16 protein-coding genes and 1 pseudogene are annotated in these 15,186 nt (G+C 69.8%); 11 read left to right on the forward strand and 6 right to left on the reverse strand.

Going from position 1 to position 15,186, the window contains the following annotated elements:
* Window positions 1-79: 79 nt before the first annotated feature.
* The 4 genes from SK803_RS03005 (at window position 80) to SK803_RS03020 (ending at window position 4,877) form a co-directional block, all read left to right on the forward strand.
* Complete coding sequence (locus SK803_RS03005; protein ID WP_319964163.1) at window positions 80-2,791, forward strand: BTAD domain-containing putative transcriptional regulator; 2,712 nt, start codon at window positions 80-82, stop codon at window positions 2,789-2,791.
* Window positions 2,792-2,990: 199 nt separating this feature from the next.
* Window positions 2,991-4,076: an MFS transporter gene (locus SK803_RS03010; protein ID WP_319964164.1), complete on the forward strand. Its 1,086-nt coding sequence runs from the start codon at window positions 2,991-2,993 to the stop codon at window positions 4,074-4,076.
* 1 nt (window position 4,077) lies between these two features.
* A complete protein-coding gene (locus SK803_RS03015) occupies window positions 4,078-4,497 on the forward strand; it encodes a Dabb family protein (protein WP_319964165.1) in 420 nt (139 codons plus the stop codon).
* Window positions 4,497-4,877 carry an ester cyclase gene (locus SK803_RS03020; protein ID WP_319964166.1) on the forward strand — a complete coding sequence of 127 codons (381 nt, stop codon included), beginning with the start codon at window positions 4,497-4,499 and terminating at the stop codon, window positions 4,875-4,877. The genes SK803_RS03015 and SK803_RS03020 overlap by 1 nt, the downstream gene beginning before the upstream one ends.
* On the opposite strand, the gene SK803_RS03025 is transcribed toward SK803_RS03020, so the two are convergent.
* From SK803_RS03025 to SK803_RS46475, 3 genes and pseudogenes are all read right to left on the reverse strand, one after another.
* A complete protein-coding gene (locus tag SK803_RS03025; RefSeq protein WP_319964167.1) occupies window positions 4,870-7,497 on the reverse strand; it encodes an ATP-binding protein in 2,628 nt (875 codons plus the stop codon). The two genes, SK803_RS03020 and SK803_RS03025, sit on opposite strands and share 8 nt — an antisense overlap.
* A 10-nt stretch (window positions 7,498-7,507) precedes the next feature.
* Window positions 7,508-7,768 (reverse strand): protein-arginine deiminase family protein, encoded by a 261-nt coding sequence (locus SK803_RS03030; protein WP_319964168.1) that lies wholly within the window; start codon window positions 7,766-7,768, stop codon window positions 7,508-7,510.
* Between the two features lie 13 nt (window positions 7,769-7,781).
* Window positions 7,782-7,997: pseudogene (locus SK803_RS46475) on the reverse strand (hypothetical protein); the annotation flags it as partial.
* Window positions 7,998-8,053: 56 nt separating this feature from the next.
* On the opposite strand from SK803_RS46475, the gene SK803_RS03035 reads away from it, so the two are divergent.
* From SK803_RS03035 to SK803_RS03045, 3 genes are all read left to right on the forward strand, one after another.
* Window positions 8,054-8,224: a protein-arginine deiminase family protein gene (locus SK803_RS03035; protein WP_319964169.1), complete on the forward strand. Its 171-nt coding sequence runs from the start codon at window positions 8,054-8,056 to the stop codon at window positions 8,222-8,224.
* Between the two features lie 119 nt (window positions 8,225-8,343).
* Window positions 8,344-9,717: a M14 family zinc carboxypeptidase gene (locus tag SK803_RS03040; RefSeq protein WP_319964170.1), complete on the forward strand. Its 1,374-nt coding sequence runs from the start codon at window positions 8,344-8,346 to the stop codon at window positions 9,715-9,717.
* 222 nt (window positions 9,718-9,939) lie between these two features.
* Window positions 9,940-10,365: a DUF6292 family protein gene (locus tag SK803_RS03045; RefSeq protein ID WP_319964171.1), complete on the forward strand. Its 426-nt coding sequence runs from the start codon at window positions 9,940-9,942 to the stop codon at window positions 10,363-10,365.
* Window positions 10,366-10,492: 127 nt separating this feature from the next.
* Here the strand turns inward: SK803_RS03045 and SK803_RS03050 are convergent, their stop codons facing one another.
* Complete coding sequence (locus SK803_RS03050; RefSeq protein WP_319964172.1) at window positions 10,493-10,807, reverse strand: hypothetical protein; 315 nt, start codon at window positions 10,805-10,807, stop codon at window positions 10,493-10,495.
* Between the two features lie 192 nt (window positions 10,808-10,999).
* Between SK803_RS03050 and SK803_RS03055 the strand changes: the two genes are divergently transcribed.
* From SK803_RS03055 to SK803_RS03065, 3 genes are read left to right on the forward strand one after another with little or no spacing between them, the layout of a single operon-like run.
* Window positions 11,000-11,674 (forward strand): hypothetical protein, encoded by a 675-nt coding sequence (locus SK803_RS03055; protein ID WP_319964173.1) that lies wholly within the window; start codon window positions 11,000-11,002, stop codon window positions 11,672-11,674.
* Window positions 11,661-12,077 carry a phage holin family protein gene (locus tag SK803_RS03060; protein WP_319964174.1) on the forward strand — a complete coding sequence of 139 codons (417 nt, stop codon included), beginning with the start codon at window positions 11,661-11,663 and terminating at the stop codon, window positions 12,075-12,077. The genes SK803_RS03055 and SK803_RS03060 overlap by 14 nt, the downstream gene beginning before the upstream one ends.
* On the forward strand, window positions 12,053-12,673 hold the full coding sequence (locus SK803_RS03065; RefSeq protein ID WP_319964175.1) for a DUF3618 domain-containing protein: 621 nt from the start codon (window positions 12,053-12,055) through the stop codon (window positions 12,671-12,673). The genes SK803_RS03060 and SK803_RS03065 overlap by 25 nt, the downstream gene beginning before the upstream one ends.
* A 222-nt stretch (window positions 12,674-12,895) precedes the next feature.
* Here the strand turns inward: SK803_RS03065 and SK803_RS03070 are convergent, their stop codons facing one another.
* Window positions 12,896-13,024: a hypothetical protein gene (locus SK803_RS03070; RefSeq protein WP_319964176.1), complete on the reverse strand. Its 129-nt coding sequence runs from the start codon at window positions 13,022-13,024 to the stop codon at window positions 12,896-12,898.
* Between the two features lie 103 nt (window positions 13,025-13,127).
* Between SK803_RS03070 and SK803_RS03075 the strand changes: the two genes are divergently transcribed.
* Entirely contained in the window at window positions 13,128-13,295 is a 168-nt protein-coding gene (locus SK803_RS03075; protein ID WP_319964177.1) for a hypothetical protein, read from the forward strand.
* 40 nt (window positions 13,296-13,335) lie between these two features.
* On the opposite strand, the gene SK803_RS03080 is transcribed toward SK803_RS03075, so the two are convergent.
* The gene (locus SK803_RS03080) at window positions 13,336-15,141 is read right to left on the reverse strand and encodes a ricin-type beta-trefoil lectin domain protein (protein ID WP_319964178.1); all 1,806 of its coding nucleotides are present in this window, start codon (window positions 15,139-15,141) and stop codon (window positions 13,336-13,338) included.
* Window positions 15,142-15,186 lie beyond the last annotated feature (45 nt).

Here is a 15,186-nt window from a genome sequence, read left to right on the forward strand (position 1 = left end):
TCCATCGGGTTGACGTTTTGCCAACATCCGGCCAACACGCGCGTCAGCCGTACGCTGAACTGTGCGTGGAAGGACAACGATGACAGCTGCGCTGGAATTCGGGCTGCTCGGTGACATCGAGGTGGTTCGAGACGGTGTGCGGGTGCCGCTGGGTACCGGAAAGCTCCGCGTTGTGCTCGCGACATTGTTGCTTCGCGTCAACCACACGGTGTCCGTCGAGGAACTGATCGAGCGGCTGTGGGACGAACGTCCGCCGCGGCAGGCGAAGGCGACCACGCAGGTGTACGTGATGCGGCTGCGGCAACTGCTCGACGCCGACCTCATCCGGACACGCCCTGGCGGGTACCAGCTCGAAGTGCCGGAGACGCGGATCGACCTGGGCCGGTTCCGCGAGCTGGCGGTGAACGGGGCGCCGCACGAGGCGCTCGCGTTGTGGCGGGGCAGAGCGCTGGCGGATGTGCCGTCGGAGTCGTTGCAGCGCGACGAGGTGCCCCGGCTCGCCGAGGAGTGGCTGCGGGTGGTCGAGCAGCGCGTGGACCTCGACCTCGGCCTGGGACGGCACGCCGAGCTGGTGGGTGAGCTGTCGGGGTTGATCGAGGAACATCCGTACCGGGAACGCCTGCGCGGTCAGCTGATGCAGGCGCTGTACAGGTCGGGACGACAGGTCGAGGCTCTGGACACGTATCGGCGGTTCCGCTCGGCGCTCGTCGACGAGCTCGGCGTGGAACCTTCGGCCGAGTTGCGCGGGGTGCACGAGTCGATCCTGCGCGCGGAGACCGAGGGCAACCTGCCCGCCGAGGTCACCAGTTTCGTCGGTCGCACGCGCGAACTCGGTGAGGTGGCGGCCAAACTGACGGCGAGCCGGCTGGTGACGCTGACCGGCGGCGGTGGAGTGGGCAAGAGCAGGCTGGCTCTGCGCGGCGCCCACGCCTACCCCGGCGCGGCCTGGTTCGTGGAACTCTCCGGACTGCACGACCCCGCGTTGCTGCCCCACGCCATCGCCGACGTCCTGTCGATTCCCCGCCACTCGACCGAGGACCCGCTCTCGGTGCTGACGAAGTACCTCCGCGACCGGCACCTGCTGCTGGTGCTGGACAACTGCGAGCATCTGGTCGACGCGTGTGCCGCGCTGGTCACGGCGTTGCTGCGCTCGGCACCGGGTCTGCGCGTGCTGGTGACGAGCAGACACGCGCTGCGCGTCGAGGGCGAACACATGATGGTGGTCGACCCGCTCGACGTGGGGGAGGAGTCGGTGGAGCTGTTCCGCCACCGCGCCGCGGCCGTGCAGCCGGGCTTCACCGACGACGCCGCGCTGGTGGAACGGATCTGCGCCAGGCTGGAGGGAATCCCGCTGGCCATCGAACTCGCGGCCGTGCGCACGCGGCTGCTCGGCCTCGCCCAGATCCTCGACGGGCTGGAGGACCGCTACCAGCTGCTCGCGGGCGCCCGCCGCGGCGGGCGGCCTCACCACCAGACGCTGCGGGCGGCGGTGGACCTGAGCTACGAACTCTGCACACCGGCGGAACGTGCGCTCTGGGCCCGGCTGTCGGTGTTCGCGGGAAGCTTCGACCTCGACGCGGTGAAGGCGGTCTGCGAGCCGTCGTCGTCCGCGACGCACCTCGACCTCGTCGACGAGCTGCTGGACAAGTCCGTGCTCGCTCGCGTGGAACAGGACGGCTGCGTCCGGTTCCGCATGCTCGACACGATCCGCCAGTACGGGCAGGACAAACTCAGGGAGTCCCGCGACGACGACCGCACCCGCCGGCTGCACCGCGACTACTTCGTCCAGCTCGCCGAGCAGGGCGACGCCGAGTGGTTCGGCTCGGAGCAGGAAGCCGTGTTCACGAGAACGCGCCTGGAACACGCCAACCTGCGCGAGGCGCTGGACTTCTGCCTCAGCACACCGGGGGAGAGCCAGGTCGGCGTGCACCTGGCCGGAGCACTGTGGTTCTACTGGGTCGGCTGCGGTTTCCTCGCAGAAGGACGGCACTGGCTGGACCGCGCACTGGCGGTCGACCTGGCGCCGACGGTTCAGCGTGCGAAGGCGTTGTGGGTCAACGGTTACATCGCGACTCTGCAGGGCGATCTCAAGCCGGCTGTGGCGATGCTGGAGGAGTGCCGCGACTCGGCGCCGGACGAGGTGAGCCTTGCGTATGCCGTGCATCGGCTGGGATGCAACGCATTGGTCGGTGACGACGTCGGCGATGCCGTGGCGCTGCTGGAGGACGCCCGCGCCCGCTACACCGCGTTGGGGGAGATGAACAGCAACGTGGTGCTGGGCTACGTCGAGCTGGCGCTGGCGTGGATGTGGCAGGGAGACCTGGATCGCGCTGCCGCGTTGTGCGCGGAGATTCGTGTCGTCTGTGAGGAGAAGGGCGAGCTCTGGGCGTACGCCTACGTGAGGTACGGGCTCGGTGTCGTGAAGATGAGTGCCGGTGATCTGGACGGTGCGGTGGCCGATGCCGACGCGTGCCTGCGGATCAAGCACACGTTGCACGACCAGCTCGGCATGGTGCTCGCCGTCGAGTTGCTGGCGTGGACGGCCACGGCGGCTGGGTTGTGCGAGCGAGCCGCGGTGTTGCTGGGGGCGGCACAGCGCATGTGGTCCGCGGTGGGATACCCGCTGTTCGGGTCCCGGCACTTCATCGCACCGCACCAGGCGTGCCTGGACAGTGTTCGCTCGTCTTTGGGGGAGGGGGCGTTCAGGCTGGCGATCGAGCGTGGCGCGGGGCTGTCCACTGACCAGACGGTCGCGGTCGCACTCGACCACACGCACCAGCTGGACAGCTAGGTCGCGGGCGAGGCAGGCGAGTGCGGTGCCCGCGGGGAGATGAGCGACCAAGTCCGTGGGGTCTGAGCATCTGGCTGGTCACTTCCTCTCTACGTAAGCCACCGATCTACGCAACTCCTACCGACGCGAACGGACCCCGCCCGCCGCGAAGGTATGCCGTGTGACAACACGAACCGCGCCAACGCGAACGGCCCGGGCGGTGGTCCTGGCCTCCGCCACGCTGACGATCATGGCCGCGGCGATCATCGCCCCGAGCCTGCCCGCGATGGGCGAGGTGTACGGCGAGGGCGTCCTGGTCCGCCTGGCCCTCACCATCACCTCGCTCGCCATCGCGATCAGCGCGCCGTTCGCGGGCCTGGTCGCCGACCGGGCCGGTCGCAAACCGTTGCTGATCGCCGGCCTCGTCCTGTACGCGGCGGCAGGCACCGCGGGCTTCTTCGTCACCAGCCTGCCGGTCCTGCTGGGCACCAGAGCGTTGCTCGGTCTCGCGGTCGGCGGCGTCATGACCTCGGTCAGCGCGTTGATCACGGACTGGTTCGACGGTCCGGAACGCGGCAGGTTCCTCGGGTTCCAGCAGGCTTTCGCGAGCCTCGGCGGCGTGGTCTTCCTGCCGCTGGCCGGCGTGCTCGCGGGCATCGACTGGCGACTTCCGTTCTGGCTCTACAGCGTCGCGGCACTGGTCGCGCTGGCTGCGGCGACAGGTTTGAGCGAAGAGCCGAGAACAGTTCAGAAGTCCGCTCAAGCCGGATTTCCCAAGGCCGCCGTCTGGATCTACCTGCTCGCCTCGGTGGCGACGCTCGTGTTCTACATGGCCCCGACCCAGCTGCCGTTCCTGCTCCGCGACCTGAACGCGGGACCGGCGGTGATCGGCCTGGTGGTCGCCGGCAGCACCCTGACCAGCGTCGCGGGAGCGCTCGCGTTTCCGAGGCTCCCGAAAGGCAGGATCACCGCGGCCAGCGTCGCGCTGCTCGGCGTCGGCTGGCTGGTGATCGGCACGACGGACCACGTCCTGATCGTCACCGCCGGGCTCCTCATCGGTGGCTTCGGCGTCGGCCTGGTCGTGCCGAACCTCAACCTGCGGCTGGCCGACCTGGCCGAACCGGCCCAGCGCGGCCGGGTGCTCAGCGGGCTGGTCGCCGGGATCTTCCTCGGCCAGTTCCTGTCGCCACTCGTCATCGCACCCCTGGTCCAGACGGCGGGCATCGCCGCCGCGTTCACCTGGACCGGGGTCGTCACCACCATCGCAGGGGCGGCACTCGCCCTGGGACACGAGGAGAAGAGCTGAGATGATCTACCACGGCAACCGCTTCACCCTGCGCCGGGACGCCTCACCCGAGCAGATCGAGGAGGCGTTGGAGAGCCTGCGCAACCAGGGCCGCGTGATCCCGTCCGTGAAGTCCTTCGTGGTCGGTCGCGACTTCGGCGGCGAGTACGAGTGGGGCGCCACGTTCGTCATCGAGGACCTCGACGGCTACTGGGAGTACCTGACCCACCCGGCGCACCGCAACACCGACCGCGTCGGCCTGCCGCTCGTGGACAAGTTCGCGTCGTTCGACATCACCGACGACGAGGACCCCGAGATGGGAGCGAAGATCGCGGCCCTGCACCAGAAGCGCTACGACAGCGACCCCGAGCTGACCCGGCTCGTGTCCGACCTCGGCGAGTACACCGGCAGCGCTGCCCCCGGCCAGCACGGAGACAAGTGATGAGCGACCTCACGAACGCTTGGATCGACCTGTGGAACGGCGAGTTCCCGCTCGTCGACACGATCGTCCACGAGGACTTCGTCTGGCACGTCGCCCCGCTCACCGGTGGACCGTCGCAGGATCACACCGGACGCGAGGGGCTCGATGCGTGGATCCGCGGCTCCCACCAGAACATGCCCGGCCTGAAGTTCACCGTCGAGGTCGGCCCGATCTCGCAGGAGCCGTACCACGTGCTCCGCTGGCTCGCGGAGGCCGGCGACGTCTCCTTCCACGGCACGGACATCCTGCGCGTGGCGGACGGCAGGATCGTGGAGTACTGGCTCAACGCCGACGGCCTCTGGGCCGCCCAGCAGCTCGGCCTGGTCCAGCCGGTCAGCTGAACTGCTCCTTGAGCTGACGGCGTGAGTTGATGCCCATCTTGCGGTAGATGTTCCGCAGGTGGGCATCGACCGTGCGGGGGCTGAGGAACAGCCGGGCGGCGACCTCCTTGGACGTCGCCCCGGTGGCGACAAGACGAGCGATGTGCTGCTCCTGCGAGGTGAGGTCGTCCGCAGCCGGTGCGGACCGGCTGCGAGCGATCTCACCGGTGGCCTGCAGTTCCTGGGCCGCCCGCGCGGCGAAAGCCTCCATCCCCATGCCGGACAACAACTCGTGCGCCGTCCGCAGCTGTCCCCTGGCGTCGATCCGGCGTCCGGCACGCCGCAACCACTCGCCGTACAGCAGATGTGCCCTTGCCAGGTAAGGCTTCGCGGTGGTGACCTCGAGGTGTTCGAGAGCCTCGCGGTAGTCGTCCTCGGAACCGGACACCAGCGCCCGTGAGCACGCCGCCACCCCGAGGCCCCAGTCGGTGCCGGCCGCGGCAGTTCGTTTGGTCAGGTCCTCCAGCGCGACGACCGCGGACTTCTCCTCCCCGCACCGCACCGCCGCCTCGACCAGCTCGGGCAACGCGATGCCGGCGAGGTAGAGATCGCCCGGCTCGACCGCCAGCCGCGCGGCCGCCAGCGCCGCCGGATAGTTGCCGAGTCCGTTGTGCAGCACGGCGGAAGCCCAATGCGCGTTGGCCACCAGCAGTCCCGCCAGGCGTGCCGCGGCCCGCGTCGCGTGTTCGGTGTGCTGCGCGAGCTCGTCACGACGCCCGCGCATCGCGGCCAGGTGCAACCGCGGGTAGGGCAGGGGAGCGACCCCGAGCGCGTCCGCCACGGCCTCCTCCTCGGCGATGGCGGACATCGCGGCACCGAGGTCACCGGCGTGCACGGCCATGATCGCCGTCTGCGCCAGGCCGAGCCGGAGCACGAACGGCGAGCCGGCCGCGCGTCCCGTCTTCATCAGCCACGCGGTGACGGTGTGGTGCACCTCGGCGTCCCACAGCTCGCCCGCGAGCATCGTCGCCAGCGCCGGATGTCCGGTCCACATCAGACTGTCGTCGGTGAAGGCCTGCCGCAGCAACGGAACAGCGGCCCGATGCCCTTCGGCCGACAGCACGACCAACGCGTTGAGCACGTCCGGGGTCGGTGGCATCGACCGGGCTTCGCGCACGACGACGTCCGTGACGCCGCTGGCCCGTCCGACCATCAGCCCCATCTCCAACGCGTCGAGCACGCACTCACGGGCCGCGGCACCGGTCATCCGCCGTGCCGCGGTCAGCACGAACTCCGGCCCGTCGTTCACGGGGTTCCTGGCGAACGCCACCTGCCCGCGCAGCCGATCGGCCCGCGCCAGCTCCGGCGAGTCGAGCAACTCGACCTCGACCGTGCTGAGCAGATCGGCGGCGACGTCGACTGCTCCGGCGTCGAACTTGGCCTGACCCGCCGCCAGCGTGCGCTCGGCCCGCAGCCGGGGTTCCACCGACAACGTCGCCGCCCGTTCGAGGAACGCCGCCGCGGCCGCCACACCACCACGGGACCGGGCCCGTGCGGCCGATCGCTCGAGCTCGGCCGCCACCCGGTCATCGGGCCCGGTACCGGCCTGGGCGAGGTGCCACACCCGCCGATCCGGATCAACCTGAGCGTCCGTGGCGGCGGCAAGGGCGAGGTGCACGGCCTGCCGCTCTGCGGCGTCCGCGGCGAGGTAGACGGCCGACCGCGCGAGCGGATGGCAGAACCGCACCCGAGTGGACAGGCTGACCAGCCCGGACGCCTCGGCCACCGCCCCTGCGGTCGTCACGTCGACGCCGAGACTCCGTGCGGCGGCCCACATCAGCAGCGGTTCACCCGTGGGGTCGGCGCTGGCCACGATCAACAGCGACCGCGCGTCGGCGGGCAGCACGGCGACCCTGCGCTGAAAGCCGGCCTCGATCGCACTGGGCGCCGACGACACCTCGGGCAACGCGAACCCGCCCGCCCTGGGCAACTCCAGCAGTGCCAACGGGTTCCCGCGAGCCTCGGCGAGCAGCCGCTCCCGCACCTTGTCGTCCACCGGCTCCGCCGCCAGCAACGCACGGGCATCGGCATCGGACAGTCCCTCGACCACCAGCGCGGGCAACTGGTCCAGCACTCCTGCTTGCCGGGCCGCGAACACCATCGCGACCGGATCGGCGGGCAGCCGGCGCCCGAGGAAGGTGAAGACCTTCGCCGACGCCTCATCCAGCCAGTGCGCGTCATCGACCAGGCAGAGCACCGGCTGATCGGCGGCAGCGGCGGTCAGCAGGTCCAAAGTGGCCAGTCCGATCCGCAGCACGTCGGGAGCTCCGGTGGCCAGCCCGAACGCGACCTCCAGCGCCTCCCGGCGGCCCGCGGCGAGCTCCGTCAGGTGATCCAGCAACGGCACGCACAACTGATGCAGCGCCGCGAACGGTAACTCGGCCTCGAACTCCGACCCCGACGCCTCCAGCACCACGAATCCAGGTGCGTTCCGCACGTGCTCCAGCAGCGCGCTCTTGCCGATACCCGCCTCGCCGCGCAGGACGATCGCGCCACCGCGTCCCTCGCGAGCGGCGTTCAGGACCCCGTCGAGACAACGGATCTCGTCGTCGCGCCCCAGGAGACGTGGAGATGTCGGCATGATCCGAACGTTACGTCACCCGATCGGCCCACAACCACAGGCGGATGCGTAGTCGCCTCAAGGAGGACGCGGCCGTACGGAGCAGCTTCGCGTCGGCCAGCGCCTGGTCGATGGTCGGCTTGCCCTTCTCGTTGGTGCCCTCCAACAGCACCGCGCCGCCGTGTCCGTCCTTTGTGGCCTTTCGCATGACGTCGAGCGCGAGCCGCGGGTCGGCGACCATGAGCGTCCAGCCGAGGGCCGTGCGGGTCCGGTGCGCCGAACACCCCGCCACCGAGTGAGACGCCGTTGGGAATGCCCGCCGAGTGAGCGGCGAAGACGACGCGCGGTGCGGCACCCGTCCTCATCCGGTCGCGCAGGTCGGTCACCATCTCGCGGGTGACCCGCCCGGACGCGGTGAGCCGGTCGCTCGCCGCGTCGAGCTGTTGCCCGCTGAACTGCTGGAACAGCACCGGAACGCGGACCAGGTCGCGCTCGGCGAGGCCGGTCTCCCCGGTCAGCACGCCGAGCTGGGTGTCGATGTGCTTCGCCGCCGCCTCGTTCTGTTCCAGGAACTCGCGTGGACGGCGCGGACCTGTTCAAGGGCAAGGCGGAACAGGCGCTCGCCCGCACACCGGTCAGGGTGAAGTGGGTCGAGGACTGGGAGTTCCTGCACCAGGGGCTCGGCGAGGTGCACTGCGGTACCAACGCGTTCCGCGAGCCGACCCACGCCGACTGGTGGCGCGCCTGACCACAGTCCAATTGAGACCCAGACCTGCGATGGCCCCCGTGGGAGCGTTTCCCCGCACGTGCGGACATCGCTATGTTCAAGATCGGTAAAACCCGATGGCTCCAGGGGGTTCACAAAACATGAAGCAGCGACGGCTGAGCCTCGCACTGGCGGGCGCCGCCAGCGTGGCTTTCCTCGTCGGGACGTCGGTGGCCGCACCACCGCCACCGGCGCCCGCGCAGGAGGGGCAGACGTACGTCTACCGCGTGCCCGCACCGCTCGGCCAGAAGGCGCAGGACCTGCTCGCGCGCGGGTTCGACGTGCTGGAACAGCGTGACGGCGACGACCTGTTCGTGCTGGGCTCGAAGGACGTGCACACGAAGCTCGCCGCGGCCGGGTTCACCGGCACCGTCGAGCAGGTGATGGCGCCGTCCACGTTCGCGCCGACGACCAAGGGCCACGGCGTCAACGAGACGTACTACGGCGGCTACCGCACGATCAAGGCGCATTACGCGCACCTCGACCAGGTGGCGCTCAGGTACGCGCGCCTCGCGACCGTCGTCGACTACGGCGACTCGTGGCGCAGGACCCAGGGTGCGGGCGGCCACGACCTCAAGGCCATCTGCATCACCAGGAAGAGCCCCGGCGACTGCAAGCTGACCCCGAACGTCCGCAAGCCGCGGCTGTTCGTGTCGGCCCAGATCCACGCCCGCGAGATCACCACCGGCGACATGGCGTGGCGGTGGATCGACCACCTGACGCAGGGCTACGGCAAGGACAGCGAGGTCACCTCGCTGCTGGACACGACAGAGGTCTGGGTCGTGCCGATCGCGAACCCGGACGGTGTGCAGATCGTGCAGTCCGGCGGTGACACGCCGAAGCTCCAGCGCAAGAACGCGAACTACACCAACGGTCCCAAGGAATGCCCGACCTCCGAGCAGGACCCGTACGCGCAGATCGGCATCGACGTCAACCGCAACTTCGACGCGCAGTGGGGCGACAACGGCACGTCGTCCGACCCGTGCAGCCAGGTCTACCGCGGCCCGAAGGCGGACTCCGAGGTGGAGACCAGGGCGCTGGAGAAGTTCTTCCGCGCGCTGTACCCGGACACCCGCGGCCCCGGCCTGAACGACCCGGCGGATCCCAAGACCCGCGGCATGGTGATCACGATGCACGCCGCGCTCAACGTCGTGCTGCTGCCGTGGGGCTACACCACCACGCCGTCGCCGAACGACGGGCCGTTGCGGGCGATGGCCAAGGACATGGCCCAGCTCGCCGGTCCGGACTGGCGGTACGGCCAGCCCGGTGAACTGCTCTACACCGCGGGAGGCTCGATCGACGACTGGGTGTACGGCGAACTCGGTGTGCCGCACTACACCTGGGAGATCGGCAACTGGGAGGGCACCTGTGTCGGGTTCACGCCCGAGTACGCGTGCCAGGACGGCCATTGGGCGAAGGTCAAGCCGATGCTGACCTACGCCGCCCGCAAGGCCGCGAACCCCTACGGCGGATGATCGTCCGGTTCCGGGGTCTCGATCGATTTCAGGCCCCGGACCGGTTTCCTCCTGAGGCTCCACCGGACGGCGACGCGCTGGTCGCCACGGTCGCCGGAGTCGACCGTGCTCTCCGTGAGAGGCCTCACCGTACGCATGTCCTGAGAAGGGTTTCGCCGACACCCGGCAGGGGTATCCGAGCTGCGCACGACAGGGTGCTCGGCTGACGGAGGCACTGCTGGCATGGACCGCGACTCGACCATTGACTTCGACATTGATCTCGACATTGATTTCGACGACTCGGTGGCGCGCGGCGTCCGGCGCTACGTGGGAGACGTCGTCGCAGGTCTGGGGCTGCGTGGTGACAGCTCGTTCGTGGAGGTGGAACCGCACGCCGGTGCGTACGTGGCGCTCGACGGCCGGCTGCCCGACTTCCCCGACCACGACGTCGCTCTGGTGTGGGACGAGCGGAGCGGCTGGTCGGCGGCGGTCGAGGACCGCTTCGGCGAGCTGGTCGAGGTCGCCCGGCTGGGCGGCGACCCGCACGCCGCGCCCGCCGCGGTGGTGAGCTGGGTGCAGGGCCTGCTGCACACCGAGCAGGCCGAGAGGGTCTCGAACCGGGACTTCGCCGCGTTCGTGCCGTCGCCGCGCGGGAACGACTTCTCGTAACAGCACGATGGCGCCGGCAGCGCCTCCGCGGGACTTCCCGACTACTCGGTCTCCGACGGCCCCGCTGCCGGCTGCTCCTCCGCCTGAGCCAGGGCCCCGGACTCGCGGATCGCGGAAAGCGACAGCGTCAGGAACCGTTGCAGGCATACCGCTCGGCGTCCTTGCGGGTGGCCACGTAGAGCAGGCCCGCGCCACCGCGTTTCCGCCACCCAGCCGGCGACGGCACGCCGGCGTTCCGCGTCCCCGGACCCGGCCGGGCCAGTTCGCCGCGCATCAGCGGCGCCATGACGCCACCGATCATGAAGAAGCCGAACGACGTCGCCAGGTACATGATCCCGATCAGTTCGTGATCGGTGGTGTCGAGGAGTTTCAGGAACGCGGAACCCTTCCGGCCGCGTGCGATCGGGTGCGCGACGACCGGGACGGGCTTCAGCGTGGTCATGGCTTCCCCTTCGCGAAACGCGGCCGGGCGCCGCGCAGCGCCCGACTACCCCGCAGAACCCGATCCATTCCTGGCCCGAGTGCGTCCATCCTGGTGGTGCTGCACGGACTTCGCGGAAAACGGATCTGTTTGCGGCGCGTTTCGCCGGGTAGCTCGTAGGCCAGGAAATGCCTATGAGCTGAGGAGTCAGCCGTGACCGAAAACCAGATGGGTGGAGTGCGCACGGCGGCCCGGGACGAGGGTGTCGAGGTCGCGCAGCACGCCAGGGAGGCAGCCGGACAGGTGGGAGACACCGTCGCGGACCAGGCCTCGCACGTGACGCGGGAAGCCGCGAGCCAGGCGCGCCGGGTCGTCGGGGACGTGCGGGAACGTGTTGCGGCGGAAGCGGAACAGCAAGCCACGCGGGTGTCGAAGCAGCTTGGCCGGCTCGCCGACGAGCTGGGCGAGATGGCAGGTAGCGCGCCCTCGGGTTCGATGTCCGCGGGAGCGATCCAGAGCGCCGCTGACACGAGCAGGCAGGCTGCGCGGTTCCTCGACGAACGGGGCGCCCAGGGGCTGCTGGACTCGGCGCGGGACTACGCCCGGCGCAAGCCCGGCACGTTCCTGCTGGGTGCCGCGGTGGCGGGGTTCCTGGTCGGCCGGGTCGCCAAGAGTGCGGCCGGCGGAAGCCAGGGCCAGGGCGGGCCTGGTTCGCAGGGGCGTGTCGTGCCGGTGGCCTCCGAACGCACCGACGTGGCATCGGAGTACGGGCAGCCGCCGACACCGTCCTATGAGCAGCAGCCGCCGACGCCGGCCTACGGCGCACCGCTGACGCCGAGCGCGTCTCCCGCCGCTCCCTCCGCGGGGGTGCCGCATGTCGAACCCTGAGGCACCACCGTCGCGAGTGGACCCGGCAGGTGAGTCGCTGGGCGATCTCGTCAGCGAGCTGACCGGTGACCTGTCCAAGCTGATGCGGCAGGAGCTGGAGCTGGCCAAGGCCGAGCTCCGGCAGGAGGCCACCAAGGCGGGCAAGGCGACGGGAATGCTCGCGGCCGCCGGGTTCGCCGGTTACCTGACCACGGTGTTGCTCAGCCTCGCGCTGGTGTTCGCGCTCGGCGCGGTCATGCCGCTGGGCTGGGCCGCGCTGATCGTCGCCGTGTTGTGGGGAATCGCCGGCGCGGTCCTGTACTCCACCGGGCGCGCGAGGCTGCGCACGGTGAACCCGAAACCCGAACGCACGGTCGAAACGCTGAAGGAGGACGCGGAATGGGCGAAACACCCGACCAAATAAGGCGTGACATCGAGGTGACCCGCGCGGAGCTGCGGGACGACGCCAATCGTCTGGTCGACCACACCAGTCCGCGCAGGATCGCGCAGCGGCGTGTCCGCGGCGTGCGGCGGGGACTGGTCGCGCTGAAGGAGCAAGTGATGGGCACCACCACACAGGCCGCGTCGACCGTGCGGGAACAGGGACAGGAGACGGGACACGCCGTCGCCGAACGAGCGGAGCACGCCGCGCAGGCGGTGCAGGACGTGCCGCACCAGGTGGCGCGGCAGACGCAGGGCAGTCCGCTCGCGGCCGGACTGATCGCGTTCGGCAGTGGTCTGCTGCTGGCGGCGGTGCTGCCCCGCACCGATGCCGAACAGCAGGCGGTGCGGCAGCTGTCCGACAGCTTCAGCGACGTGGTGGAACCGGCCAAGGAGGCGATGACCGAGTCGGCACAGCACCTCAAGGAGAGCGCGAAGTCCTCGGTGAGCGACGCCGCCGGCGAGGTGCGCCAGGTCGCGTCGGAGGCTGCGCAGACCACGGCGGAACACGCCAGGGAGGCCGCGCAGGACGTCGGCGGTCACGCCCGCGAGTCCGGTCAGCGGGTCTCCGGACAGTGACGTGACCGGATAGCTCCGCCGACCGAGGACGAGGCGTCGGAACTACCCCCCCGAGCAGCCCCAGCGTGGGAGCGGGCTGCTGGCCGCGGCGGACGGGTTTCTTCCCGGCCGCCGCGGTTTCCGCGCGCGCCTGATCCGGCAGGTCCGCCGGGTTCTCGCCGACGGAGGCAGAGGATGCCCCCGGCTGCCGGTGGCCTTGCCTGGCGAACGAAGTGCGGCAGGTCAGTCCGGCGGCTCGCTCGGGTCGTCGTCAGTGGCGTCCGGCGGCACTTCCGGTTCCTCGGTGTCGAGATCGTCGAGGCTGGGAGTGCCGGGGGAGTGCGGCGCTTCGGGGTTGATCGGATCGGTCATGTCGCACGGTTACCCGAGCGAGTCGCGCTGAACCGGCCCGATTGTCCGGCGCGGCAAGCGCGTTCCGGGTGCGCGGGAATCCGGCCGCTGGCTGGCGGTCACGGTGAACTGCGCTCCGCACGAGATCCAGTCCTCACTGCCGGACGAACTGGCGCGGTTGAGGGACCAGGCCGAGATCCGCATCCGGCCGGCGACGGGGGACAAGGGCAGCGAACTGGACAAGTTCCCGCTGGGCGCCCTGATGAACAAGGGCCTGACCGTGCGGGGGTGATGGCCGGCGTCCGCCGTCTTCGGACACCGGCCATCAACGACTACGCCGGAACGGTCCACCTCTGGTTGGCCCCACCTGTGCACGTCCAGATCTGCAGTTTCGCGCCATCGGCCGTGTTGTTGCCGATCACGTCCAGGCACTTGTTGCTGCCCACGTTCACCAACGTCCCGTTCGACGCGGTCCACCGTTGGTTGCCACCGCCGAAGCAGTCCCACAGCTGTACGGCTGTGCCGTCCGCGGTGCCGTTGCCGGTCACGTCGAGGCACTTGCCGAGTCCGCGCACGGTGCCGTCAGCGGCGAGGGTCCACGTCTGGTTCGGGCCGCCGAAGCAGGTCCACAGCTGTGGCTGGTTACCGTTCGTGGTCGAGCCGTTGGTGACGTCCAGGCACTTGCCGCCCAGGCCCGTGATGGCGCCGGTCCGGCCGGGCTGGCCGGGGTCGAGCGTGCCGGGCCAGGTGAACGTCGCCATCGCGCCGGCCGGGAGGGTGTAGCCGAACGTCTGGCCGCCGTAGGAGACGCGGAAGGTCTGCTGGCCGCCGGAGTTGAGGGCCACCAGCACGATCCGGCCGTCCGGGTTGCGGAAAGCGACGTTCTGGATGCCGCCCTCGCCGTAGCCGGTCGAGTCGATGCGGACCGCGCCGGGCTGCACGAACTTCGACAGGTGACCGAGGACGTAGTACTCGGCGTTGTAGGTGACGTTGCCGCCGATGGTCGAGACGACACCGGTGCAGTTGGTGCAGCTGCCGATCACCGGGCCGTTGTTCTGGTCCAGCGCCATGTTCCAGATCGCCACCGAACGCGCGTGGTTGCGGGTGGCGCCGATCGCGAGGTTGATGCCCTGCCAGCGCAACGTGTCGCGGAACGTCGCCGCGTCGTCACCCGACTTCGTGCCGGAGCACTCGGTGAAGAAGATGTCCTTGCCGGGCTGGTTGTTCTTCACGACGGACTGACCACTCGGGTTGCCGCCGTAGCAGTGCCACGCCGAGCCGATCACGTTGCCGCCCGCGCCGTTGTTGACGGTCTGCGGGTAGTTCGTGTCGTCCCAGTTGTGGTCGTAGCCCAGCAGACGTGCCTGCTCACCGGCCGCCCGCAGCTTCGGCACCAGGGTGTTGATGACGTTGATCTGCTGCTGTGCCGACATCCTCATGCCTGGGTAGCCCGGCGGTTCGAAGTTCGGCTCGTTCTGCACGCTCATGTAGTCGATGGGAATGCCCGCGGCTTTGTACGCCTGCGCGAACTTGACCAGGTAGTCGGCGTAGACACCGATGCGGCTGTCGTTGAGCGAGCCCTGGATGAGGCTGTTGTTGTTCTTCATCCAGGCCGGCGCGCTCCACGGTGTGGCCATCACGGCGAGCTGCGGGTTGAGCTGCTTGGCCTGTTGCAGGAGCGGGATGATGTAAGCGTTGTCGTGCGCGATGGAGAACCGCGAGAGCGCCGGGTCCGCCACGCCGTCGTTGTAGGTGTAGAAGCTGCGCGAGAAGTCGGTCGCGCCGATCGGCTGGCGGATGAAGCTCATGCCGATGCCGGTGCTCTTGTTGAACAGGTTGCTCATGATCTCGTTGCGGCGCGGCGAGTTGAAGATGTTCCACGCCGCCGCGTCGGTGAACGACGCACCGAAGCCGACCATGGACTGGTAGGTGGAGTTCGGGTTCACGGTGATCGTCGGACCGCTGCCACCCGAGCCGAACGTCACGTCTCCCTGCTGGCGCAGGAGGTTCGAGCGGTCGGCGGTGGTGAGCCACACGCTCGCGTTGGTCGCCGCGGTGGCGGCGGGAGACACCAGGGTGCTTCCCGCCGTCACGACGGCGGCCGCGATGGCGATGCCGCGCAGGCGTTTTGTCGTCATTGACATAAGCGCTCCTTGCAGGGGTTCGGGCGCCCGTTAGCTGGT

It is taken from the genome of Lentzea miocenica, from assembly GCF_033949945.1.
Classification (GTDB): Bacteria; Actinomycetota; Actinomycetes; order Mycobacteriales; family Pseudonocardiaceae; genus Lentzea; species Lentzea miocenica.

Excerpts from the sequence above, each read along its gene's own strand:
- SK803_RS03060 (WP_319964174.1), top strand. The coding sequence starts at position 11,661 with ATGTCGAACCCTGAGGCACCACCGTCGCGAGTGGACCCGGCAGGTGAG.
- SK803_RS03070 (WP_319964176.1), bottom strand. The coding sequence starts at position 13,024 with ATGACCGATCCGATCAACCCCGAAGCGCCGCACTCCCCCGGCACTCCC.
- SK803_RS03015 (WP_319964165.1), top strand. The coding sequence starts at position 4,078 with ATGATCTACCACGGCAACCGCTTCACCCTGCGCCGGGACGCCTCACCC.
- SK803_RS03040 (WP_319964170.1), top strand. The coding sequence starts at position 8,344 with ATGAAGCAGCGACGGCTGAGCCTCGCACTGGCGGGCGCCGCCAGCGTG.
- SK803_RS03065 (WP_319964175.1), top strand. The coding sequence starts at position 12,053 with ATGGGCGAAACACCCGACCAAATAAGGCGTGACATCGAGGTGACCCGC.
- SK803_RS03080 (WP_319964178.1), bottom strand. The coding sequence starts at position 15,141 with ATGACGACAAAACGCCTGCGCGGCATCGCCATCGCGGCCGCCGTCGTG.
- SK803_RS03045 (WP_319964171.1), top strand. The coding sequence starts at position 9,940 with ATGGACCGCGACTCGACCATTGACTTCGACATTGATCTCGACATTGAT.
- SK803_RS03050 (WP_319964172.1), bottom strand. The coding sequence starts at position 10,807 with ATGACCACGCTGAAGCCCGTCCCGGTCGTCGCGCACCCGATCGCACGC.
- SK803_RS03025 (WP_319964167.1), bottom strand. The coding sequence starts at position 7,497 with ATGCCGACATCTCCACGTCTCCTGGGGCGCGACGACGAGATCCGTTGT.
- SK803_RS03005 (WP_319964163.1), top strand. The coding sequence starts at position 80 with ATGACAGCTGCGCTGGAATTCGGGCTGCTCGGTGACATCGAGGTGGTT.
- SK803_RS03020 (WP_319964166.1), top strand. The coding sequence starts at position 4,497 with ATGAGCGACCTCACGAACGCTTGGATCGACCTGTGGAACGGCGAGTTC.